This is a genomic window from Endozoicomonas sp. ALE010 (assembly GCF_049310165.1).
Classification (GTDB): Bacteria; Pseudomonadota; Gammaproteobacteria; order Pseudomonadales; family Endozoicomonadaceae; genus Endozoicomonas.
Window position 1 is genome coordinate 103854 of record NZ_JBLYNV010000007.1, and the last position, 26641, is coordinate 130494.

Here is a 26641-nt window from a genome sequence, read left to right on the forward strand (position 1 = left end):
GATATCAGAATGGTCGAAGTTTGAGCCCGAAGGGGCATTTTCCAGAATAATAACAGTGTTATTACAACTACACAGCAGATGTCGTCATGTTTAATGCAAAGTCAGATGTTATTAACCACTCTGTTACAGACTCCTGTTTCAGCTGTTTACCTGGCACCGGGGAAGCTGACATCGCCAATGATCTAATTCCGGTATCAGGCGCAATAAAAACTCACGCTTTATCTTCAAATCGAAAGTGCAAAATTTCCGGGATTGATTCCACGTTTACTTCTTCTGGCAGCACCGGCCAAAAAATCACTGAAACGTTTACACCGCCACTAAAAAACAGGCGCTTTACCGAACCGCAGCTGACCGTTGATTCCCCGACTATTCCAAATCGGAAATTGTTAGGTGGAAAAGGGATGTTCCTGACCCTGATGAAGAACGCAGGATTAGCTGTCCCGCCATTTCGCTGCATTGAGACAAGCATCGTGCAGAGCCTTGAGGCGCTTCCATTCGATGCCAGCCCATTGCTGGCCACGCTGGATGATGGCCATGAGTTTCCCCATACAACGGGCAGTCTGGTGAATATAAGACAGTGGATTACCCAAATGGCACCAGCAGGCAACCCATCGGGCAAGCCAACAACAAGACAACAGCGCTGGCTCGATGCGCTTTCTTCATTTATTGCAGGCGCGGACTTTTATCAGCAAATAAGCGCTCTACCCATTGCTGACCAAATACGCACTATTCATCAGGATTTATGCACCGACCTGGCTAAGTCCGACAGCCCGATTATCGTGCGCAGCTCCGGCGTGGCTGAGGACGCCTTTGGTAACGCCCAGGCCGGCAAGTACCAGTCCCTGGTGCATGACCAGGCGGATATCGTGGCAACCTGTCTTAAAGTGCTCGCTTCTGCTTACCGTTCCACAGTTTTTTCCCCAACAGCCCCGCAAGGGATGGCAATTATCCTGCAACAGTGCATTCAATGTTGCGTTGGCGGGGTGGGCATGAGTTATCGCCGCATTGATGACGGCACGTTATTGATCGAGTGTGGATCGGGGCAACCCAAGACTGTGGTGTCCGGTCAATACGGTATCACTCCCCATGGTTATGAGATCAAGCGCAACGGCAAGCAATGGGAGGCCACCTTTAACCCCGGCAATCCTGAGTATGGATTCATTTTGCGCACCAATAAACAGGGGGGCTATGAGGAAGAGTGGGTCAAATTTGAACCTGCTGCTGCCACGGCTGAGTTCATTGGCAAAGACCAACTGAGCCGTCTGGTTGCGGGAGGGAAGATACTGGAAGACGCGTTGTTGTGCCCTGTGGATTTTGAATTTGCCATTGATCCGGAGGGCCATGTCCTTTTTTTGCAGGGACGCCCGATTACCTGCCTGCCCGGCGGCAGCCATTTTTCCATGGCATCTCCTCCACGGTCTCTGGATCAGGGCACCGTCATCAGCGACGGTTGTGGCTCAGGGTTGGCGCTGGCCATCAGCGGCCCGGTCAACGGGAGCAGTCTGCCTGACAATGTCATTCTTTTTTGTGACCATGGTGGTGACTGGCTACTGGCCCCTGAGGTTCTGGAAAAAACAAAGGGGATTGTCTTCAACAAATGGGCCAATAACGACCATATATCCATCGGCCTGAGGCAGGAGGGCATACCCTGTGTGGGGATTAAGCAGCCTCAATGGTGGCCCGATAATGATGCACCGGAATGGGTAACGCTGGTGTGTGGGAAGTTTCAGAAAGAGTCCGGCGGGTTTTTATTGCCGGGTGATCGGGAACAGGCGTTGTTGAATGTCAGTGACAAATCGGCCACCCCTGATTATCAAGCCGCACAGGCTGCCCAGCAGGCATACCAGCCTGCAGAGCCGGAAAAAGAACCGTCGGTAGCACGTCTGTTCTCCTGGCTTGTTGAGCAAAACACCAGGCTCCTGGATTTTCTCGGGACTGAGCGACTGATTCATTTATGCCTGTCCAAAACCGGTGCTGTCCAACTGAGCATGCACCCCGGGCGACAAGAGATTGTCCAGGGATGTGTTCAGGAGATCGACAATTTTATGCAGGAGATCACGGCTTTTCTCTCTGGCTACGAACGGTTTTTAATGCTTGCAGCCGCTGATGCTGATCTTAAACAGCGATACCAGGAGGAGTTAATCCCGCTTCGCGAGCAACTGGCGCTGGTAAAAGCAAAGGTTAAACAAACCGTTGCCCAGGTCACAAGGCCATTTCTGCCTGGCAAGGAGTTACCGGCCTCAGGTTCGGATTTTCAACAATGGCTGGCCCATTGCCAGTTATTAAAAGACCACCTGCAAAGGCTTGAAGAAGTCCATCAGGTGCACAACATCAAGAGCGTTCATGAACTGATTCTATGGTTGCACAAATGTTTTCTCACCAGGCTCTGGCCCGTGGCCACCGCTTCAGGGCAGGGTGAAGTGAGCACAATAAGGCGGCCTATCTATGGAAATATCGATATTGTTGATTTCTCAACGTCTCAGGAAGAACCATTATTCGACGACACTTGCCGTGAGGCACTCAGGCAATTACGGGCCGAAAGAGTGACCGCTCTCAATATGCCAGATTGTACCCGGTTGTCGATTCAGCTTGAGCATCATGCTTGTACCATCGACCTGTTGGAACAAGCCGACGGTGGCAAACAACGGACTTTTCGGATGTGTTACTCTGAGGCGCTGGCCGATTCATTGCAAGTAACCCTGAGCGGAAAGTTCAAGCGACTGTGGTTTTTGGCGCAAACGCTGTCTCACTATTGGAAAAATAGCGGTTTCAATGCACCGGACATTCATTTCAATGAACAGACAGGCCAGGCCCTCTTTGAACTCACCCATCTGCCTGACAAAAAAGATTTGCAGCACATGTTTGTGGACATTCTGAGTGTATTGCACATTCTGGGCAATATGGATTTTTTGTTGGGGCCATTACATCTGGACGAAAGTCAGACAAACTGGAATATGGCCACAATCAGGGAAAGGCTGAATAATCCCGCTTTCGCTACAACCAATCGATCAGCCCTGGAGCATATCTACTGGTGCTCCGCTTACTCACGCACAAAATCACTGATGAGCCTCTGTACCCGGGACAGAGCGATCCGTCACCTGGTTGAAACGGCGCTGATCTTTTCTCAGGCTCCCATCAACTGTATTGAAGAAGCGCTGAACGATCAACTCGATACGCACAGGCAGAAAATACTCTGGCATTGGCTACTTTCTGATCCAGCCAAAGCCAGCCCCCTGGTGAACAAATACGTTAACTGGTTAGCTGACGAAACAACGGCCATGCGTCTGGTGTCGCAAAATGGCCATATCCTGAAATACCTTGCTCCTGAACTACGCAATCAGCGGGCAATGGTTTTTACCGCCATCAAAAGCCACACTGGCGCTATTGTCGATGTGCCGGAGTCCTTTAAAAATGATATTGAAATTATGTCTTATGCCCTGGCAAATACAGGGGATCCGGAAACCACCATTGCCCTAATTGGGCCAGAGCTATCATCAAATCCTGAACTTCTCCGGCGTTTATTCACCGCAGCCGTTGAAAACACATCACAGGCTCTTTCCTGTCATGCGGCAACTGAGTATCTGGAACAACATCCTGGATGCTATAAAGAGCTTCTTCTGTTGGCGCTGAAGTGCAGTGATAAAGATGATTCCTATCGATTATTTCACCACAATTTCAGGAAAAACCTGCTTAACAACCGTCATCTTTATCGGAAACTTGCCTTAAAAGCGCTGGCAAAACCCGGAATAGACGATAGGCTGAGATATTTTCCGGAATTGAATAATGATCGAGAAGTAGTATTCACGGCGGTTGGCTCAGACCCCTTATCATTAAAACATGCCGGACCTGAACTTCAGGCGGATAAAGAACTGGTCAAAAAAGCTGTTGGGAACGATGGGAGAGTTCTGAAATTTGCCAGTGAAGAGCTTAAGGATGATGAAGACATCGTATTGGCCGCTGTCAAAAATTATGGGGTTGCCCTGCTATACGCCAGTGAACGGTTAAAAGCGGATCCAACAATTGTTAGAGCAGCGCTGAAAAATAACGCGTGGGCGCTACGGTATGCCGACGAACAATTAAAACATGATCCGTACTACGTTCGACTGGCTGTCAGTCATCCTTATCCTTATCTTGATATAGAGCAGTGTGGAGATAAGAAATTACTGACCATTGTCGTATCAAAAGACCCTCTTTTCTTTGGAACACTCGCCAAGCAAAAATGGAGAGACGATGAAGAGTTGGTGCAACTGGCTGTGCAAGGTCACGGTCGTACTCTCAAGTATGCCAGTTGCAGACTACGCAGGCACGAGCCAACTGTCCGGCTGGCAGTTCAACAGGATGGTATGGCACTTGAGCATGCCAGCCCGGAACTGCGAGCCAATAAAGCGCTGGTCAAACTGGCAGTGAAAAATGACGGCATGGCGCTGGAGTTTGCCAGTGACCTGCTTCAGGATTGCCCGGAGGTGGTCAAACTGGCCCTGCACCAAAATCCGTTGGCGCTTCAGTTTGCCAGTGACCATTGCCGCAATGACCCGGAGCTGGTCAACATCGCCTTGCAGTACAATGGTATTACCTTGCAGTATGTTGACCGTTTATTACAAGGAAAACCCGAGATCATTGCGGCAGCGATGAACCATGTCGGGCCTGTTGCGTTAAGGTATTATCAACATTTTCATAATGGCCCGTGTGCCTCTGGCAGTCACGACCCATCCCTCATAGAGTGTTGTCCATAAGCGAATAACTGGTAAAAGTCAGTTGTCCAATACTTCAGTTATTTAACTGACGTAAAAAATATTTTGCTCTGTGCAACTATTATCATGTTTTTTTGTCCAATGGATCAAATTGGTAACTCGCAGCCTAAATTAGCCTTGGTCAACCAATAACAGCCAATACTAATGTAGCCCTATAGCGCGGAAATGAATTAACGCATTTTCAAACAGGAATTATCAATATGAACACTTTCAACGTATTCAGTTCTGAAAGATCGACTTATCAGCAATTCGACAGTGAAACAACATGCGTTGTTTCTAATCAGCCTGCAACTGGCGGTTCAAAAGTTTCCCTTGCTCCCTCTACACAACCTGCTCACACACCGCAAATTGATCCATCTCAAAATCTACCCCGGCAAATGCTTGTTTGTAATCGTGAAGTTGAGATTAAAACCGAGTCTCTTTGCCCAAAAAAATCCGACACGAATGACGGGGTGAAACATCATGAGCGTACCGGCTGTATTACTAAAGCCGAAATAAAAAAGGCGACCATGGAGCTTCACAGTGCAATCACCAACACCGAGAACCCGGAGGATCTGACCAATGACAACATCCTTGCCCTGATTGCAGAAGGGGCTGATGTCAACGCCAAAACCAAACGCAGTGGCAAGAAAACCGCTCTCCATCTTGCCGCTATACATGGCAATCAGAGAATCATTGAGCTGCTTGTCAACGAGGCCAGGGCTGACGTTAACCTCAAAGATGATTATGGCAGGACAGTAATGGAGTGTGCATTCCAATATGGCACCAATATTACGCCCCTGATCCCCTGTATGGTAAAAGCCGGATTCGACATTCATGCCGATTGTGGTGGTAACGGGGCAGGAACCATGCTTGCTCATGCGGCCAGGGGAAAAAACTGGGTGCTGGTGGAGTTTTTATTAACCAATGGTGCCGATCCTAACGACCGGATCAACAAAAATGAAACAGCACTCCACCTTGCGGTTCGTCTGGGTAAGCCGGAAATAATAGACATGCTGATGAAGTATAAGGCAGATATCAACGCAAAGACCAACGATGAAGGGAGGACAGCTCTTCACCTTGTGGCTCAATCTGGCCAACGGGACATCCTGGATAAGCTGCTTCAGCATCACGCAAATGCCAACGCCCTGGACAACGATGAAAGGACACCACTCTACCTGCTGACTTGTGCCGATGGTCAGCTGAAGACCTTTCAGTATTTCATGGATACCCTGATTAAACTTCAGGATGACATCGACCATCGGGACATCGGTAGGTCAACTCCCCTCAGCATCTTAGTCAACAGCCTTGAACATCAGGATGCCCTCAAGTATGCCATTAATACCTTGCTTCAACGCGAGGCCGATGTTGACGCCCAAAATGGAGGCGGGTATGCGCCTCTCCACTTTGCGGCTATAAATGGCAAGCTGGAGGCCTTTAGCCAATTGATTGAAAAGGGGGCCAACATGTACGCCAAAACTAACCGTGGCATGATGGTTCTGGACCTCGCCAGGCGCAATGGCCATCACTGCACAGCAAAAATACTGGAGATTCTGGACAATGCCAAATTTGATGTTAAAGCCCCCTGTGACTCCGCAGGTGGCAGGACGATTGCGTATGCCATAGAAAACAGGAAATGGAAGATGGTTGACTCTTTAATAGTTCGTGGGGCTGACATCAATGCATGGAAAAATGAAAAAAGCCAATGCACCCCCCTTCACCACGCGGCTTTAATGGACCAGAAAGATATAGTGAGAGAGCTACTGGAGAGGAGCGCTAAGGCCAATTTACGAAATATAGATGGGCGTACTGCTCTCCATTATGCCGTGTCGGCCCCCGACTGGGACTATCAGGTAGATTGGACAGTTCGACTGGCTATCCTTGCCGATCTGATTGAAAACGGAAAAGTGGAAATCAATGCCCAGAATAAATACGGAGCAACAGCGCTCCACATTGCAGCGAGTCAAGGCAGTATAGATATGATTCGAGAGCTGCTGATGCGAGGGGCTGATTTCAATATTCTGGATGAAAAAAAGATGACAGCTTTTGATCATTGCAATAGGTTTGAATATCTTTTTGGGATTCCCCTTGAAAAGGTTAGCCGGAAAGAAAAAGAGAAAGCCTGTCTGTTTATGGCAGAACATAATGCTGATGTGCGAGGAGCCGATGTGATGAAAGCCAAAGCAGCCGAAGAGAGGGCAGCAAAAGTAGCCGCCATGAAACGCACCTTCAATGGGTTATTGCATAAAGCGAAAGAGCTTCTCAAGCCTGAATGAGAATGCTGAGAAGCCCTTATTTTAGGAGCGGTATAGAGTATATCTGAACGGTCAGAGTTTAAGCCGGAAGCACCATTTTCCAAATATCATGTTTAAAAAATAGTAAACAGCGGATGTTGCCATGTTTAATACACAGTCAGATATTATTAGCCACTCGGTCACAGGCTCAGGTTCCACCTGTTTGCCCGGTGCAGAGGGAGCTGACATCGCCAATGGTGCAATTCCGGTATCAGGCGCTGTAACAACTCACGCTTTATCTTCAAATCGAAAGTGCGAAACTTCCGGGATTGATACCACGTTTACTCCTTCTAACAGCACCGGCCAAAAAATTACTGAAACGTTTGCACTGCCATTAAAAACCAGACGATGTACCGAATCACAGCTGAACGTTGATTCCCCGACTATTCTAAACCGGAAATTGTTAGGTGGAAAAGGGATGTTCCTGACCCTGATGAAGAGCGCAGGATTAACTGTCCCGCCATTTCGCTGCATTGAGACAAGCATCGTGCAAAACCTTGAGACGCTTCCAATCGATGCCAGCCCATTGCTGTCCACGCTGGATGATGGCCATGAGTTTCCCCATACAACGGCCAGTCTGGTGAATATAAGACAGTGGATTACCCAAATGGCACCAGCAGGCAACTCATCGGGCAAGCCAACAACAAGACAACAGCGCTGGCTCGATGCGCTTTCTTCGTTTATTGCTGGACCGGATTTTTATCAGCAAATAAGCGCTCTGACCATTGCCGACACCATACGGGATATCTATAAGGAGTTGCGCACCGGCCTGACTAAGCCCGACAGCCCGATTATCGTGCGCAGCTCCGGCGTGGCTGAGGACTCGTTTGGTAACGCCCAGGCTGGCAAGTACCAATCCCTGGTGCATGACCAGGCGGATATCGTGGCAACCTGTCTGAAAGTGCTCGCTTCTGCTTACCGTTCCGCCGTTTTTTCCCCAACAGCCCCGCAAGGGATGGCAATTATCCTGCAACAGTGCATTCAATGTTGCGTTGGCGGGGTCGGCATGAGTTATCGCGGCATTGATGACGGCACGTTATTGATCGAGTGTGGATCGGGGCAACCCAAGACTGTGGTGTCCGGTCAATACGGTATCACTCCCCATGGTTATGAGATCAAGCGCAACGGCAAGGAATGGGAGGCCACCTTTAACCCCGGTAATCCTGAGTATGGATTCATTTTGCGCGCCAATGAACAGGGGGGCTATGAGGAAGAGTGGGTCAAATTTGAACCTGCTGCTGCCACGGCTGAGTTCATTGGCAAAGAGCAACTGAACTGCCTGGTTGAGGGGGGGAAGACACTGGAAGACGCGTTGTTGTGCCCTGTGGATTTTGAATTTGCCATTGATCCGGAGGGCCATGTCCTTTTTTTGCAGGGACGCCCGATTACCTGCCTGCCCGGCGGCAGCCATTTTTCCATGGCATCTCCCCACCGGTCTCTGGATCAGGGCACCGTCATCAGCGACGGTTGTGGCTCAGGGTTGGCGCTGGCCATCAGCGGTCCGGTCAACGGGAGCAGTCTGCCTGACAATGTCATTCTTTTTTGTGACCATGGGGGTGACTGGCTACTGGCCCCGGAGGTTCTGAAAAAAACAAAGGGGATTGTCTTCAACAAATGGGCCAATAACGACCATATATCCATCGGCCTGAGGCAGGAGGGCATACCTTGTGTGGGGATTAAGCGGCCTCAATGGTGGCCTGATAATGATGCACCGAAATGGGTAACGCTGGTGTGTGGGAAGTTCCAGAAAGAGTCCGGCGGGTTTATATTGTCGGGTGATCGGGAACAGGCGTTGTTGAATTTCAGTGACAAATCGGCCACCCCTGATTATCAAGCCGCGCAGGCTGCCCAGCAGGCATATCAGCTTGCGGAGCCGGAAAAAGAACCGTCGGTAGCACGTCTGTTCTCCTGGCTTGTTGAGCAAAACACCAGGCTCCTGGATTTTCTCGGGACTGAGCGACTGATTCATTTATGCCTGTCCAAAACCGGCGCTGTCCAGCTGAGCATGCGCCCCGGGCGACAAGAGATTGTGCAGGGATGTGTTCAGGAGATCGACAATTTTATGCAAGAGATCGCGTCTTTTCTCTCTGGCTACGAACGGTTTTTAATGCTTGCAGCGGCTGATCCTGATCTTAAGCAGCAATACCAGGAGGAGTTAATCCCGCTTCGCGAGCAACTGGCGCTGGTGCAAACAAAGGTTAAACAAACCCTTGCCCAGGTCATAAGGCCATTCCTGTCTGGCAAGGAGTTACCGGCCTCAGGTTCGGATTTTCAACAATGGCTGGCCCATTGCCAGTTATTAAAAGACCACCTGCATCGGCTTGGGTCCGTCCATCAGGTGCACGACATCGAGAGCGTTCATGAACTGATTCTATGGTTGCACAAATGTTTTCTCACCAGGCTCTGGCCCGTGGCCACCGCTTCAGGGCAGGGTGAAGTGAGCACAATAAGGAGGCCTCCCTATGAAAATATCGATATTGTTGACTTCTCAACGTCTCAGGAAGAGCCATTATTCGATGACACATGCCGTGACGCACTCAGGGGATTCGATGCCGAAGGTGTGACCGTTCTCTATACGCCAGATTGTACCCGGTTGTCAATCCAGCTCGGGCATCATGCGTGTACCATCGACCTGTTGGAACAAGCCGACGGTGGCAAACAACGGACTTTTCGGATGTGTTATGCAGAGGCACTGGCTCATTCATCAAGAGAGCACCGACACGGAAAGTTTCAGCGGCTGTGGTTTTTGACGCAAACTCTGTCTCAATATCGGCAAAATAGCGGTTGCAGTGCCCCGGACATTCATTTCAATGAACAGGCAGGCCAGATCCTTTATGAATTCACCCATCTGCCTGACAAAAAAGATTTACAGCGGATGTTTGTCGACATCCTGAGTTTATTGCAAAAATTGAGCAATGCTGATTTTCTTTTGGGAACAATTAACCTGGACGAAAGTCAAACGAAATGGAGTATGGCTGCAATCAGGGAAAGGCTGAATAATCCCGCTTTCTATGAAGCCAATCAATTTGCCCTGGAGCATGTCTACTGGTGCTTTGCTTACCTGGAGAAAACATCATTGATAAACCGCTGCACCCAAAATATGGCGGTTCGTCATCTGGTTGAAACGGCGCTGATATTCTCTCAGGTTCCCGTCAACCGTATTGAAGTAGCGTTGAACGATCAACTCGATACCTACAGTCAGAAAGTACTCTGGCATTGGCTACTGTTTGATCCTGCCAAAGCCAGTCCCCTGGTGAACAAATACGTGAACTGGTTAGCTGACGAGACAATGGCCACACGTCTGGTGTCGCAAAATGGCCACATTCTGAAATACCTTGCTCCTGAATTACGCAATCAGCGGACAATAGTTTTTGCCGCCATCAAAAGCCACCCTGAGGCTATTACCGGTGCACCGGAATGCTTTAAAAACGACATTGAAATTATCGATTACGCCTTGGCAAATACAACAAAAAAAGATCCGGAAAAAATAATTGCCTTTATAGGGACAGAGCTATCATCAGATCCTGTGATTTTTCAGCGCTTATTAACCACAGCGGTTGAAAACACATCACAGGCTCTTTCCTGTAATGCGGCATCTGAGTATCTGGAACAAGATCCTGGATTCTATAAAAAGCTTCTTCTGTTAGCGATGGAGCGCAATAATAACGATGATTCCTATCGATTATCTCTTGAAATTTTCCGGAAAAACCTGCTGAACGACCATCAGCTTTATCGGCAACTGATTTTGAAGTTTTTGGCGCTAAGGGATGTCGGCAGGCAACTGGAATATTTTCCGGATTTGAATAATGATCGAGAGGTAGTGTACACAGCGGTTGGCTGTGACCCTTTTGCATTGGCATATGTCGGGCTTGAATTTCAAGCGGATAAAGCACTGGTCAAAGAAGCTGTCGGGAATATGGGGAGAGTTCTGGAATTTGCCAGTGAAGGACTTAAGGATGATGAAGACATCGTATTGGCAGCCGTCAAAAATAATGGGGTTGCTCTGGAATACGCCAGTGAACGGTTAAGAGCTGATCCGACAATTGTTACCGCAGCGCTGAAAAATTCAGGTTCTGCGCTGGCATATGCCGCCAGGCAATTCCGTGATGATCCGGATTACCTTTGGTTGGCTGTCAGTGACCATAACCCTACACGCCCTATTTACCAATATCTTAATGGGGATCAGTGTAAAAATAATGAATTATGTGCCATTGCCGTGTCCAAAATGCCCGTGAACTTTCAATACCTCGATAAGCAACTGAGAAATGATCAAGCGTTAGCGCAACTCGCCGTGCAAGGTAATGGTGAAATGCTCAGGTATGCCAGTGAAACGGTGCGTGGTCATGAGGGTACGGTCCGTCTGGCCGTTCAACAAAACGGTATAGCTCTTGAGTATGCCACCCCGGAACTGCGAGCCAATAAAGAGCTGGTCAAACTGGCGGTGCAGAATTCCGGCATGGCGCTGGAGTTTGCCAGTGACACGCTTAAGGATTGTCCGGAAGTGGTCAAACTTGCCGTGCAAGAAAATCCACGGGCGCTGTATTTTTCCAGTGACCATTGCCGCAATGATCCAGAGCTGGCCCATATCGCCTTGCAGAACAATGGCCGTGCCCTGCAATACGTTGGCCGTTCATTACAAAGCAAACCTGAAATCATTCAGGCAGCAATTGATAATATCGGGCCTGTTGCGGTAAGGTATTATCAACAATTTACCTAATGGCCCGTATGTCTCTGGCAGCCACTGCCCCCCTCATAGACTGTTGCCCATAAGTAGTTAACCAAATGAAATCGTATTTTCTGACTAAGTGATCAGTCACTCTGCGGCGTTACAACTCCGGTCACATAGCTACGGCTATGCTCCCTGCGTTGTGCCTTGCATAGTAACTGCCCACTTAACCAGAAAATACGATTCCATTTGGCCAACTACTTAAGCAAATACCTGGTAAAAGTCAGTTATCTAACTGGCGTGAAAAATATTTTGCTCTGTGCAACTTTTATAATTTTTTTTTGTCCATAGAGTTAAACCACCAGCACGCACCTTATTTTAGCCTTGATCAACCAATCAAAAGGGGAAGACGGTTCTTCAACTTGCGGCTGAATCTGGCCGGCAGGAAATCCTGGATAAGTTGCTGCAGCATAACGTGGGCGTCAACGCTCAGGACAACATATCAGGACAACAATAGTAAGAGCGTTATTAAAACTGACCGACTTGTTACTGATTTATACAAAAGTAACTGGTTAAGCTTATTTCTTCGAAGTTTTCTCTTTACATCGAATAAAAAGCAATATCGAAGCCGCCGAGTCGCTTAATTGAATTGATACGTTTGTACTTTTAATTGTTCGACCGTGTCTGCTTTTCAAATGTCATGCCTCTATAAACATATTTAATAACTACACAGCGGATGTTGCCATGGTTAATGTACGGTCGGATTTTATTAGCCACTCTGTCACGGACTATAGTTCCACATGTTTGCCTGACGGCAAGGATGGCAAGAAAGCTGACATCGCTGGTGGTGTAATTCCGGTATCAGGCACTTTAAAAAGACAGTGTGAAGTTACCGCGACGGTTACGACGTTTACTCCTCCTGGCCGTGCTGACCACGAAATCAATGCAACATTTGCCACGCGATTAAAAATCAGGCGCTGTACTGAATCGCAGCTGACCGTTGATTCCCCGACTATGCCAAACCGGAAATTGTTAGGTGGGAAAGGGATGTTTCTGACCCAGATGAAGAACGCAGGATTAGATGTCCCGCCATTTCGCTGCATTGAGACAAGCATCGTGCAGAACCTTGAGGCGCTTCCATTCGATGCCAGCCCATTGCTGGCCACGCTGGAGGATGGCCATGAGTTTCCCCATACAACGGCCAGTCTGGTGAATATAAGACAGTGGATTACCCAAATGGCTCCACCAGGCAACCCAGCGGGCAAGCCAACAACAAGACAACAGCGCTGGCTCGATGCGCTTTCTTCGTTTATTGCTGGCCCGGAGTTTTATCAGCAAATAAGCGCTCTACCCATTGCTGACCAAATACGCACTATTCATCAGGATTTATGCACCGACCTGGCGAAGTCTGACAGCCCGATTATCGTGCGCAGCTCCGGCGTGGCTGAGGATTCGTTTGGTAACGCCCAGGCTGGCAAGTACCAATCCCTGGTGCATGACCAGGCGGATATCGTGGCAACGTGTCTGAAAGTGCTCGCTTCTGCTTACCGTCCCGTGTTTTTTTCCCCAACAGCCCCGCAAGGGATGGCAATTATCCTGCAACAGTGCATTCAATCTTCCGTTGGCGGGGTCGGCATGAGTTATCGCGGCATTGATGACGGCACGTTATTGATCGAGTGTGGGCCGGGGCAATCCAAGACGGTGGTGTCTGGTCAATACGGTATCACACCCCATAGTTATGAGATTAAGCGCAACGGCGAGCAATGGGAGGCCACCTTTACCCCCGGAAATCCTGAGCGTGGATTCATTCTGAGGCGCAATGACCAGGGTGGCTATGTTGAAGAGTTGAGCACATTTGAACCTGACACTGCAGCTTCCGACTTCATTGGCAAAGAGCAACTGGACCGTCTGGTTCAGGGGTGCAGAAAGCTGGAAAACCTGTTGCTGTGCCCTGTGGATTTTGAATTTGCCATTGACCCGGATGGCCAGGTCTTGTTTTTTCAGGTACGTCCGATTACCTGCCTGCCCGGCGGCTGCGATTTTTCCATGGCATCGCCCGCCCGGTTTCTGGATCAGGGCATCCCGGTCAGCGACGGTTGTGGCTCAGGGTTGGCGCTGGCCATCAGCGGTCCGGTCAACGGCAGCAGTCTGCCGGACCACGTCATCCTTTTTTGTGACCATGGCGGTGACTGGCTGCTGGCTCCTGAGGTTCTGGCGAAAGTAAGGGGTGTTGTCTTCAACAAATGGGCCAATAACGACCATATATCCATCAGCCTGAGGCAGGAAGGCATACCCTGTGTGGGGATCAATCAGCCTCAATGGTGGCCTGATAATGGTGCACCGGAATGGGTAACGCTGGTGTGTGGGAAGTTTCAAAAAGAGTCCGGCGGGTTTTTATTGTCGGGTGATCGGGAACAGGAGTTATTGAGTCTCAGTGGCGAATCTGCCAGCCCCGATTATCAAACCGCCCAGGCTTACCAGCAGGCATACCACCCTGCGGTGCCGGAAGACGAACCATCGGTAGCACGCCAGTTCTCATGGCTGGGTGAGCAAAACACCAGACTCCTGAATTTTCTCGGAACTGAGCGGCTGATTCATTTATGCCTGTCCAAAACCGGCGCAGTCCAACTGAGCATGCACCCCGAGCGACGGGAGATTTTGCAGGGATGTGACCAGGAGATCCGCCACTTTATGCAAGAGGCCGAGGCTTTTCTCCTTGGCTACGCTCAGTTTTTAATGCTGGGCGCAGGCGCTGATCCTAACCTTAAGCAGCAATACCAGGCGGAGTTAAGACAACTTCGCAGGCAACTGGCACTGGTACACAAAAATGTTGAACAAGCCCTTGCCCACGTCACCAGACCGTTCCTGACTGGCGCGGAGTTACCGGCCAGGGGTTCGGATTTTCAACAATGGCTGGTCCATTGCCAGTTATTAAAAGACCACCTGCAACGGCTTGAAGCTGTCAATCAGGCGCACAAAATCGAGAGCGTCCATGAACTGATTCTATGGTTGCACAAATGTTTTCTGACCAGGCTCTGGCCCGTGGCTACCGCTTCAGGGCAGGGTGAAGTGAGCACAATGAGGGGGCCTTTGCATGACTATATCGATATTGTTGACTTTGCAACGTCTCAGGAACAGCCATTATTCGATAACACATGCCGTGACGCTCTCAGGCAATTCGTGGCCGAAAATGTGACCGTTCTCAATATGCCAGATTGTACCCGGTTGTCGATCCAGCTCGGACATCATGCGTGTACCATCGACCTGCTGGAACAAGCCGACGGTGGCAAACAACGGACCTTTCGGCTGTGTTACTCTGAGGCACTGGCCCATTCATCAAAAGAACAACGACATGGAAAGTTTCAGCGGCTGTGGTTTTTGACCCAAACACTGTCTCAATATCAGAAAAATAGCGGTTTCAATGCCCCGGACATTTATTTCAATGAACAGGCAGGCCAAGTCCTTTTTGAGTTCACCCATCTTCCTGACAAAAAAGATTTGCAGCGGATGTTTGTGGACATCCTGAGTGTATTGTCCAAGCTGGACGATATTGATTTTCTTTTGGGCACATTGAATCTGGACGAAAGTCAAACAAAATGGAATATGGCTGCCATCAGGGAAAGGCTGAATAATCCCGCTTTCTCTGCAACCAATCAATTTGCCCTGGAGCACATTTACTGGTGCTTCGCTTACCTGGAGAACACATTATTGATAAACCGCTGCACCCACGATATGGCGCTCAGTCATCTGGTGGAAGCGGCACTGATATTTTCCAAAGCTGGCATCAATGAAATTGACGTCGTGTTAAACGGGCAGCTGGCAACATACAATCAGACATTGCTTTGGCATTGGTTACTTTCTGATCCCGCCAAAGCCAAGCCTCTGGTTAACAAATACGTTAACTGGTTAGCTGACGAGACAATGGCTATGCGTCTGGTGTCGCAAAATGGCCACATCCTCAAACACCTGGCGCCTGAACTACGCAATCAGCGGGCGATGGTTTTTGCCGCCATCAAAAGCCACCCCCAGGCTATTGCCGATGCGCCAGAGTCTTTTAACAACGATATTGAACTCATCGAATATGCCCTGGCAAATACCACAGAAGATCCGGGAAAAATATTTGCCTTTATAGGGGCCGAGCTATCATCAAATCCTGAGCATTTCCGGCGCTTGTTAACCACAGCGGTTGGCAACACGTCACATGCTCTTTGCTGTCATGCAACAACTGAGTATCTGGAACAAGATCCTGAATTCTATAAAGAGCTGCTTCTGCTGGCCAGGGAGCGCAATCATAACGACGATTCCTATGGATTATTTGCCAGGATTTTCAGGAAAAACCTGCTTAATGACCAGCAACTTTATCGGCAACTGGTCTTGAAGTTTTTGGCGCAAACGGATGCTGGCAACCAACTGAAAGATTTTCCGGATTTGAATAATGATCGAGAGGTAGTGTGCACGGCGCTTGGCTCTAACCCTTTAGCATTGCAATATGTCGGGCTTGAATTTCAAGCGGATAAAGCACTGGTCAAAGAAGCTGTCGGGAACATGGGAAGAGTTCTGGAATTTGCCAGTGAAGGACTTAAGGATGATGAAGACATCGTATTGGCAGCGGTCAAAAATAATGGCGATGCTCTGGAATACGCCAGTGAACGGTTAAGGGCTGACCCGACAATTGTTACCGCAGCGCTGAAAAATTCAGGTATAGCGCTACTAGCTGCCAATAAGCAATTCCGTAATGATCCGGATTACGTTTGGTTGGCTGTCAGTGATCATCACCCCTCTTTACGCCCTATTTGCCAATATCTTGATGGGGACCAGTGTAAAAATCATGAATTAATGTCGATTGCTGTGTCGAAAAAACCCGGGAACTTTCCATTCCTCGATGAGAAACTGAGAAATGATGAAGCGTTAGCGCAACTGGCCGTGCAAGGTAATGGTACAGTGCTCAGCTATGCCAGTGAAACGCTGCGTGGCCATGAGGATACTGTCCGTCTGGCCGTTCAACAAAATGGTATGGCACTTGAGTATGCCAGCCCGGAACTGCGAGCCAATAAAGAGCTGGTCAAACTGGCGGTGCAAAATGTCGGCATGGCGTTGGAGTTTGCCAGTGACGCACTTAAGGATTGTCCGGAAGTGGTCAAACTTGCCCTGGAACAAAATCCGATGGCGCTACAGTTTGCCAGCGACCATTGCCGCAATGATCCAGAGCTGGTCAACATCGCCTTGCAGAACAATGGTAGAGCCCTTCTGTACGTTGGCCCCTCATTACAAAGCAAGCCTGAAATCATTGAGGCAGCAATTGATAATATCGGACCTTTTGTTGTGGCGTGTATTCAACAAAAAATTGATTGATGCCATATTTAGAATTGGTATAACCCGGTTTTCAGCTACAAGGCAACTTGAAATAGCGTAGCAGGGACGAAAATGGCGGCAAAGGCGGCGGTGGCTCAAGCGATGAGTCATGCTTTGATACAGACGATGATTCAGAATATGGATCAAAAGACTCATAAGGAACAGAAAACGCCAAAATAGAATGTGGCCCCGAATCCACTTCATTCGATGATGCGCCGAGATAGCCTCCCTCAGTCTCAACAGTAACCACTTTCTTATGGTGCGGCCCTGGTTGCTCAGTCACATTCTCTCGCCCAAGTAGCGGCTGTTTCATGACTAATGGGGCATTTTCCGACGGTTTTGGGCAGCTTACCTCCGCCAGGCACGCTTTCACAGACCGTGAACACTTGTAGCACCCCTGACACGGATCAGAATTGATAACGTTCTTTGCCGCATTCCGGACGGCCGTAAAAAAATGTCCTTTTTCGGAATTCCCAACAATGTTCATATAAACCTCTAGAATCCTGCCAGAGCGAAAATTGATATTATTATTTGTAAAAAATTTTAGACCGTTAATTTCTGAAAAGATTCCATTAAATAAATTTATTTACTCTGAACTTTTTACCAATACTAAAGTCCAGCAAATTGTAGTGACGCATGCCTGTTGTTTCTTCGTGAAGCAGTCTTTTAGAGAATTCCCAATAACGGATCAGGCCACAATCTGAGTAGTTGCAATCATTTCAAATAAAAATCACTTTTCCCACGAAAATTTAAGGATATTATAAAAATGAATTTTGTTTTGGTTACCAGGAAATAACAGCAAGTTCAATACCTCAAGACATTGGAATGAATCAAAGTGCAGATCCGGTCGACTCCGCAACTTCCGCTAATTTGTGGCATTTTTCCGGGATACCTTTGAACAAACTCGGTGATATTTCTACTCATCTGAGCTGTGGTGAGATTTTGGAGTTGCAAAAACAGCGCAACCCGGCGGCGATTACCTCCCGTGGCATCAAGGAAAATACTCCTCTTAAACGCCTGTATGCCAGCCCTGATGAAGCTCAAACAAAGCTGAATTCAATTCAGCCCTTCTGGCAATGACATTCTGGTCACTTCCAAAAGTGGTGGCACAATGTTTGGCATTGACGACAACGGCAAAGTCAGATGCCAATATTTATATCCAAACTGCAACCACAAACAGAAAGTGCTTGCTGCCTTCAGTGAGGCTGGAGATCATGCGGCTATTTTCACCGAGACTGTGTATTCAGACGAAAACACTCTGAAAATCATTGGCCGTCTGGGTGACCGTTGGCAACAGGTGGGGTCCCTTAACTACCCCTGCGGATTTAAGGTCAAATTCAGTAAGTCAGCACGGCATCTAATGATCCACACTAATGACCAGAAAATCATACTCTGGAGTTTGAACGACACAGGCACCTATGTTGAAAAGAACGTAATTCATGGCCAGCCGTTATCTTTGTATACGGCATTTAGTGCATCAGAAAACATCTTGCTGACCGTCAATCATAACAATGGCCTTGTCCAAATCCTGAGTTATAACAACAGTCGAGACCAATGGATAATCCTAGAAAAAGGTTATTATGGTGATGCTGATCTGAAAGTCTGCTTGAGCGATGACCCGGCATCCAACTGTATTATGATCAATGAGCGTATGAAGGACGGTCAGAATAATGTTTATGTCGTGCATGTTAGCAATGAAGCCCGTTGCCAATTTAAAAAAATCCAGTCAAAAGAGAAAATTTATCATGCCAGTATCATCAGCCCATCAGGGCGCTATGTTCTGACCACACATGATGGTAGCGATGGACTATCAGCCATGATCTGGAGTTTTGACAGTGAGGGTAATTCGATGGTCAAAGCCAGGATCTACCGCCCTGCATCTGCCAACAAACATTTCTGGATCAATGAAGCCATATTCAGCGCTTCGGAGCAGATGCTTCGGCTTTGCTCGGAATATCGTAATTCGACAACGATCATCCTTTGGGGGTGTGATGATAACGGCTTATGGACCGAGAGAGGCGTTATTGACCATGCTGTCAATGATGTAGACAGCGATGATACTGTCCACAGCCACGCAATGCTCCAGATATTGGCCCAGGACGAGGACGGAGTCTTTAAAATCCACGGCTACGACAGCAATGGCCATTGGTGTAAAAAAGCAGTTGGAAACACTGGCACCAAACTCTCTACAGGCAGTTTCAGCCCCTCTGGACGAGTGCTGTTTACCTGTGATGACGACAGAAGTGCCAGCATCTGGAAGATCACACCCTCAGAGTAATACCGGGTGAGGGAGGAACTTTTCCCGGTTTACAGCATCAAATGTAGTGGATTGTTCGGACTTACTAACATAAAAACTAACTATTTATATGTTTACTATTCATCCCGGTGCTGCGGGTTATGAGCAAAATTACCATTCGCCAGCCAGTGATCATTCTGTAGTAACTGCTCAAAAAAGGCTGGCAAATTCTACAGACAATCTTCCACAGTTCAGTGAAATACGTAATGTCACGCCCATCACTGATTGTGTCCGCTACCTGAAGCAATCGGCACCGCCGGTTGGCGACGCGTTTCATTTATTCGACTCCGGGGACAAGAAGGATGAATTGATCCGTTTCTATCGGCAAAAGACCGGCAACGGGTTTCTTTTTGTTATCCGGCATCCGGACGACCTGGATCATCACCCATTAAGAAGGCTGCACTATTACCCTGTTCCCGGAAGAAAAACCGAACATCCCGGGCTTATTTATCAGTCGTTGCCCATCACTCTGATTTTTGATTGTGACAACCTCAGACCCAGACAGCTGGCCTCATTGAATGAGCTGTTGGAGAACCCACCCCGGCTGGATGGCAGGCCCATCAGCACAACAGTCAGCCGGGTTGTTCTGGCTAAAGCACGTTTAATACGCCAGCCTGACGCTCCTGGTCCGGATTTCTGGCGTCGGATATTTGCCTTGAATGGACCTTCTTCAGCACCCGTCAACTCCCCTTGTCCCAACCATGAGGCCATTGTTCGGTCCGTAAGCCATCGCACCGAGCCGCCAGAGCCCGGGAGTTTGCAGATTCACTGTGCTGGTCAGGATATCTTTGCCCGCCTGTTTGGCAACCTGACCATCAATCGTGCGGGAGAACAGTATTTCCGCAAAGGGATGATCGACAGCCAGCCAGAACCTGTCACCCTCTGTCTGGTGGACCCTCCGGATGCCGGGAGCCGATTCTGGCAGTATTTGTCTGACATTCTTGAGCAAGGCTACTTCATCGCCAATGGTGAACGGGTGAAGCTGCCAGCATCGCTGGTTTTGCAGCAATATCACACCCCGACAGCCCATATCCGGGCATTCAAACAAGCAGTAACCAGCACACCGGTGTTACCCGAAAAAAGCTGTGGGATTATCAATACCCATAATTTCGACGCGATCTTCAGTGATCTGTCCGCACAGGAAAACACGCTGCAACAAACCGATACCTTTCAGAAGGTGGCCAGTGAATTTGACCAGCTGTTCATTACCGGTGAGTTGACCGATCAGCAATGGCGGGTCCTGAAACAACGGGCGGAATCACTGCCTGTTCCCCCCAGGTTGGTGACCGGCGCTTTGCCAAAGCCCTCCGGTGACGGTGTTGTCCGGCTGTATACCGGCAATGTTGCCCATATTGCCAGCAACGCCCACCGCTATCACCTGGCCAAAGGGCAGCAATGGGAGGAGCTGTGGTTTACCAGCAAACTGAAACTTTCCGGTAAGTTGAGTTTCCGGCTGAGTCATTCCCCCTTATTGCTCAGGCTCCTTGCGGGTGAACCGGTGGTGCTGACCGGACTGGAACATACCCCGGTTCTGGCAGGGCACCTGGAGTCATTGCTGGCACCTGAGCCCTATCTCTGGATTTACGGCCAGAAAATTGCTCTGCCCAATTGTCAGCTCCATATTGTCTGGCCCGGTCACCGTTTACTGGACCAGAGTTTCTGGTACCAGCGTTGGCAGCAACAGGATGTCGGGGATAGTCAGTCAACCAGCCGTGCCGAACCCGCCCAATCCATTATCGCCGGCCATCCTGGGGCTAAGGAGCGATTAAGCCGTCTTCTGAAGAGCATTCGGCTCTTGCCCCTGAGCCCGAACAAAAGCTACCCGGTCATTCCGGTTCAGGCACCTTCTGAGTTCCTGGCACTGCTTGAGGCTCAGCTCCACATTGAACAGCGTCTGGATCGTGCCGAGACTCTGGACCTCTTCCACTGGCGCAAGGCCCTGAATAAGTTACTGGCCCATCCCGTGCGCGGTGATTTTGTTATTTACAGTTTTGTCAAAGCACAGATCAGCGCCCAGTTTCCGGATCACATGGCAGGGGTTGATCGGGATGGCATTGCTGCCATCCTGGAAACCATGCCTGCCCAGCAGGGCCCACGGGACCTGTTAGCTAATTTCTGGCCGTTAGCCCGTTATATGGCCCCTGCACTGGCCGACTGCCTGCCTGCTACTTTACAAGAACGCCCTGTCCATGGCTGTATCGTCAGGATGGCTGCCGTTATCAAAGCAATATTCACTGAAGAGGGCGTCAAGGCACATCATTTGTCGGTGCGGGATGGCAACATCCAACCCTGTCACGGCCATCGTCTGCGCCTGCTTTACGATGCCCTGCTGGCCTTTGCCAGAGACAGCCACCACCGGGGGCTCCCGGTGCATCAGCAAGCCATGGTCCTGAACCATCAACTGTCAGCCATTACCCAGTGTCATCCGTCTGAGCCAACCCCGCAGCTACAGCAGCATCTGCACCAGCAGCTGCTGCGCTACTTTCCTGAACAGCTGCTGACAACCTCGTTGTCAACACTGGCCACGGAGTGGCTACAGGCCAGCCATGGTCATAAACAGCAACAGGCCAGGCGGCTGGAGCAGCTGATTGCCATGCTCGATAAGCATAAAATTATTGAGCTGACCGGTCCGGCGGGTACCGGTAAATCCTGTCTGGCCGTTGCCACCGGGCAGGCAATGCAGAAACTGCAACACGCATCAAAGCATTGGCTCGTTGCGGCCATTGGCGCAAAGCTTGGCCAACAGGCAGTGACAACACTGACTCTGGGACCAAACACCACATGGGAGTATCTGTACGGCTCCATGACCCTGAAGAAAAACTGGTTGGGGCACCTGGCTTCTCATTCGCTACCCGGCCAGCTAACGGATTGGGCCAAAAGTTCCGAACCGGGCCTGCTGGTTATTAATGAAGCCAACCTGGTGCCGCAAGGGCTATTGTCGCCGCTGAGTGGTCTGCTGGAATCGCCTCCCAGGCTCTGCGTCAATGGCCAGACGATCGGGCTGACAGAAAAACACCGGGTTTTGCTCACCGGTAATCCAGAGAATTATCCGGGGCGGCATCTGGATCCTGAATTGAAAAGCCGGATTCTGAACCTCTATTACCGGCCACTGCCCCAGTCCATCCTGAAAGAAGCCATCATTGCACCACTTATGCCGGATGGCTGGCCCATGGAAGTGAGATCCACCGCGTCGGCCACCATTCTGTCTCTGCTCGCTGAGTATAAAAAACTGTTATCCAAAGACTACGAGCTGACACCAAGGGATCTGAACGACATCATGGCCCGGTTCAGAATGATCACTGTTGGTACACCCTGCCCCACCAGCAATGAACAAATATTCGCACTGGCTGCCGAAGCGTGTCGGCAAAGTCTGGGCGGGCGGATCGACCAGGACCGGCGATCGGAATGGCAAGCGCTCAGAGCTTACTGGTGCAGCGGTGGCCAGGCTGACGATCAGGTGCTTGACCGACACCAGCAGGCTTTCCAGCAGTTTTTCAGCCAATTGACAGTGGTGAATCAAAAGCGACCGAAGCCTTTGGTCATCAATACTCCGGCCACCAGAGACTACATAAAAACCTGCTGGCAATTTCTGCAACTCAGGGAGCCGGGAAGGGTTGCCATGGTGGTGGAAGGGGCTGCCGGGTGGGGTAAGGATGCCCTGTTACTGCTGACCCTGACCACCTGGCAACAGCAAACCGGTAAAGGCTATCAGCACCTCAATGGGACACCAGACCGGTTTAACCAGTTCGTGCAGGCTTTTAACCGTGCCTGGCGTCTGGGTGAGGTGCTGGTGGTCAGTGAACTCAATATTATTCCTTCCGGGCCATTGGAAGAGTTTCTCAATGACCGCCTGCCGCTGCCTCACAAGGATGGGTTCAAATTGATTGGTACCGTTAATCCGCCCACCTATCCCGGACGGACGGCATTCCCGCCGTCATTGACCAGTCGATTTACCGGCGTTCATATCCACCATGATACCCGGGATGACTACCGGCTCAGGCTGCAAGCCATGGGGGTATCAGAGGAACTGAGTCGGTGGCTGACCGCTTGCGCCCATGGCATCAATGACAATCTCCGGCAGCAACGCCTTACCCTTGAGCTGACGCTGCCGCAGCTGCTTCAGGTCGCCGATCGATTGACCCGCATCTCTATGGGGCAGTTGCCTGAGTATCTGCGCCGGGAGTGGCGACCCTATTTGGACAGCTGCCAGCCTAAATTTGAATGGCCCTCTATTCCCGGCCAGTCAGCAGAAAAAGAATCTTCCAGAGGTTCGGCATCACCGAAGACTTTCAGCCTGGGAATTCCCCCTGAAGTGTCTAACGAATATTATGTAACCCGGTTTTTTCCTGGTCAGTGGGATTGCGCGCTGTATCGACTGGAGCTGTTCACCGTCAGTGTGACCACTGATCAGAATTTAGTGCGAAGCCCGTTGCCAGAGCGTCCTGTCGATCAGAGTTTTCTTTTGCCAATGTTAGCCGGGCGCAGTCATCTGAAAAGCGATGAAACCACCGGACGCCTGATACTGAAACCGGGCAGCGAATGGCAGCCATTGCCATCACTGACGGCCGCAGACCGTTTAACCGGTCTGCACACCATCCCGGCAGAGGCACTGGAGCTGGCACAGGACAACCAGACTGGCCAGTACTTTATCCGTTCCCGGTTAACCGAACCGGTGGCTGTGGGCTTTATTATCAAACCCGATCCGAAGTACTTTAAGCCGTTAACGTCGGCCGATCCCATCGAAACGCAACCCCGGCGATGCCCATCCCTGATCAAAGTACATCTGGATCAGGAGGTTTTCAGCCAGCAACCAGGGCACTTTCCGGGCTATCGGAAGTTGCGGGAAATAGGGCAGATAAGGAATCTGTCCGAACGGCTGCTGGCCCTGATTGATTGGTTCAGAGCGTTTTCTTACGAGCATAACTTTGTCGAAACCGGCATCAGCCTGGTCAAGCGATTGTTGCAGGAGCAGCAGGGCAGCTGTCACCACCGTGCATTTCTGTTTCAATTACTCTGTCTTTACTGGGGTATCGAAGCCCGGATAGTAAAATCGGAATCACATGATTTTGTTGAGGTCAGATCCTGCAATGGGTGGCGACTTTGCGATTTATGGGGCATCGAAAGCATTGTCACATTCTTACCTGAGCCGAAATGGGTGGGTATCTACGTATCAGTGCCGACGCCGCCAGTCAAGCCAACTGTCGGACAAGCTACAGGCAGTCATGCCTCCGGCTGGAACCGGCTCCTGTCACTGGTCATCTCCCTGTGCCAGCAATGGCAATGTTCTAAATTCGCACTGCCTCAAGAGGCCAATAGCCTTGTCAAAGATGCTGTTCTGGAAGAGTTCCGGAAAAATTTCCGCCCTATCCCCATGAGCAGGCACTTGTCAGCCCGACGTTACAATAGTTCGTCAGAACACAGACCTCTTATCACCGCATTTGATATTGCCTACCATCTGGCACCGGAACAGTATCTGCAGGCAGCCAGACACGCCATTGACCATTTTGATACCCTTGCTCCTCCTGAAAGGAAAGCCATTATTGACTGGAGCCACTGTATGCTCATCTGGTCAAAAAATTATCAATCGCCAAAACAGCATGATTTCTGTCGGTGGTCGGAGTTTGCCTGGCAACTGTATCTGCACAGCCCGAATGACTTTCCCGTTCTGCCTGTTCAAAGCCTGCAGGCCGTGACCCGGTTCAATCTTGATCATGATGGTACGGCGCAAAGACTGGACCAGCGCCTGTTCCGGGTAGAGTCCATCGACAGAACCTGGCTGAAAAATGTCAGGGACAGTCCGGAGGCCGACAACTTTTCTCTGCTGTATGACTGGGAAACATTGCCTCAGATGGCTGTCACCGATGTTTATTGGAGCCATTCCTCCCGGGGCAGACTGGATCTTGCCCGACTGATCCGTGGTGAGCCCTGTTTTCCGGAGAAATCAACCTGTTACCTGGAGACCAACACCCTGATGCTGTCCAGTCAGTTTTTGATCGACAGGGCGTTGGATGCCCTCAAACTGGCCACCAATCGACAGACCGGGGCACTGTTTCGTGATGAACTCCCTTACCAACCTGGCACATTCTTAATTGATTACATTGATCATGCAGAACAGAACCGGCAGTTAATTCGCCTGATCAGCGATCAACGCTCTGCTGAAATATATACCCCGGTGATATGCAAAGACCTGGAAAAATTCCGGGTGTTAATCGTCGGCAACTTCTGTGACCAGGTCACCATCTTTGAAAGTCCGGCAGGGCAAAATTTTAACTTGATCGGCAGTGGGATTTTTTCTCCGGGTATTGCTCTGGATTGCCAGGAGTCACTGAGAAAAATAAAACGCTTAATCAATGAGCCTGATGCCAACACTCTTTTTAACCGCAAATAACAGTACCCAATCAGGGAGGAACTTTTCCCGTTTTACACCATCTAAGTAGGCTGACGGATCGCAATTACTATCAGAAAAGTACTATTTTCATGTTTCCTGTTCAGCCTGGTGCCGTAGTTAATGTGCACAAGCAACCCGCCAATCACCCCGCTCAAAAAAGTTTGGCAAATTCCCCAGACGATTCTTTACGGCCCGGTAACACCGATAAAAAAACACGAGTAACAGCAGTCTTGTCGGTCAAAAATGAGCAGCTGCATGTTACCCAACAAGTGTCAGCGAAGAGTGCACATAACAGCCCAATCCGAAACGTCACGCCCATCACAGATTGCATCAGCCACCTGAAGCAATCGGCATCGCCGGTTGGTGATGCGTTTCATTTTTTTGAATCCATTGATGCAAAGGATGAACTGATCCGTTTCTATCGGCAAAAGACAGACGCCGGGTTTCTTTTTATGATCCGGCATCCGAACGACCTGGATCATCACCCGTTAAGAAGGCTGCACTATTATCCAACTCCCGGACAAAAAAACGAGTGTCCCGGGCTTATTTATCAGTCAGTGCCCATTACCCTGATTTTCGATTGTGACAACCTCAGGCCCAGACAGCTGGCCTCATTGAATGAGCTGTTGGAGAATCCTCCCCGGCTGGATGGCATCCCTATCAGCACGACAGTCAGCCGGGTTGTTCTGGCCAAAAATGATTTAATATACCAGCCGGATGCTCCCGGACCGGATTTCTGGCGTCGGATATTTGCCCGGGACAAATACTCTTCAGCAACCTTCAATGTCACCCCGACCGCTGTGCCATCCTGGTCAGTAAGCCAGCGCACGGAGCCGCCAGAGCCGGGGAGTTTGCTGATTCACTGTGCGGGTCAGGATGTCTTTGCCAGCCTGTTTGGCAACCTGGCCATCAACA

General features: G+C 49.8%; 8 protein-coding genes and 1 pseudogene. All 9 read left to right on the forward strand.

Going from position 1 to position 26641, the window contains the following annotated elements; translation table 11 throughout:
* Window positions 1-86: 86 nt before the first annotated feature.
* On the forward strand, window positions 87-4733 hold the full coding sequence (locus tag ACO6UY_RS05380; protein WP_422489292.1) for a DUF4116 domain-containing protein: 4647 nt from the start codon (window positions 87-89) through the stop codon (window positions 4731-4733).
* A gap of 218 nt (window positions 4734-4951) precedes the next feature.
* Window positions 4952-7006, forward strand: a complete 2055-nt coding sequence (locus ACO6UY_RS05385) for an ankyrin repeat domain-containing protein (protein WP_422468547.1) — start codon at window positions 4952-4954, stop codon at window positions 7004-7006.
* Between the two features lie 121 nt (window positions 7007-7127).
* Entirely contained in the window at window positions 7128-11741 is a 4614-nt protein-coding gene (locus ACO6UY_RS05390; protein WP_422489294.1) for a DUF4116 domain-containing protein, read from the forward strand.
* 364 nt (window positions 11742-12105) lie between these two features.
* Window positions 12106-12207: pseudogene (locus ACO6UY_RS05395) on the forward strand (hypothetical protein); the annotation flags it as partial.
* Window positions 12208-12434: 227 nt separating this feature from the next.
* Window positions 12435-17042 carry a DUF4116 domain-containing protein gene (locus tag ACO6UY_RS05400; RefSeq protein ID WP_422468008.1) on the forward strand — a complete coding sequence of 1536 codons (4608 nt, stop codon included), beginning with the start codon at window positions 12435-12437 and terminating at the stop codon, window positions 17040-17042.
* A gap of 825 nt (window positions 17043-17867) precedes the next feature.
* Entirely contained in the window at window positions 17868-18122 is a 255-nt protein-coding gene (locus ACO6UY_RS05405) for a hypothetical protein (protein WP_422449852.1), read from the forward strand.
* A 31-nt stretch (window positions 18123-18153) separates the two neighbouring features.
* Entirely contained in the window at window positions 18154-19320 is a 1167-nt protein-coding gene (locus ACO6UY_RS05410; protein ID WP_422449853.1) for a hypothetical protein, read from the forward strand.
* A gap of 88 nt (window positions 19321-19408) precedes the next feature.
* Window positions 19409-25726 carry a transglutaminase domain-containing protein gene (locus tag ACO6UY_RS05415; protein ID WP_422449854.1) on the forward strand — a complete coding sequence of 2106 codons (6318 nt, stop codon included), beginning with the start codon at window positions 19409-19411 and terminating at the stop codon, window positions 25724-25726.
* Window positions 25727-25956: 230 nt separating this feature from the next.
* Window positions 25957-26641: hypothetical protein (locus ACO6UY_RS05420; protein ID WP_422489296.1), on the forward strand; the 685-nt coding region annotated here is incomplete at its 3' end.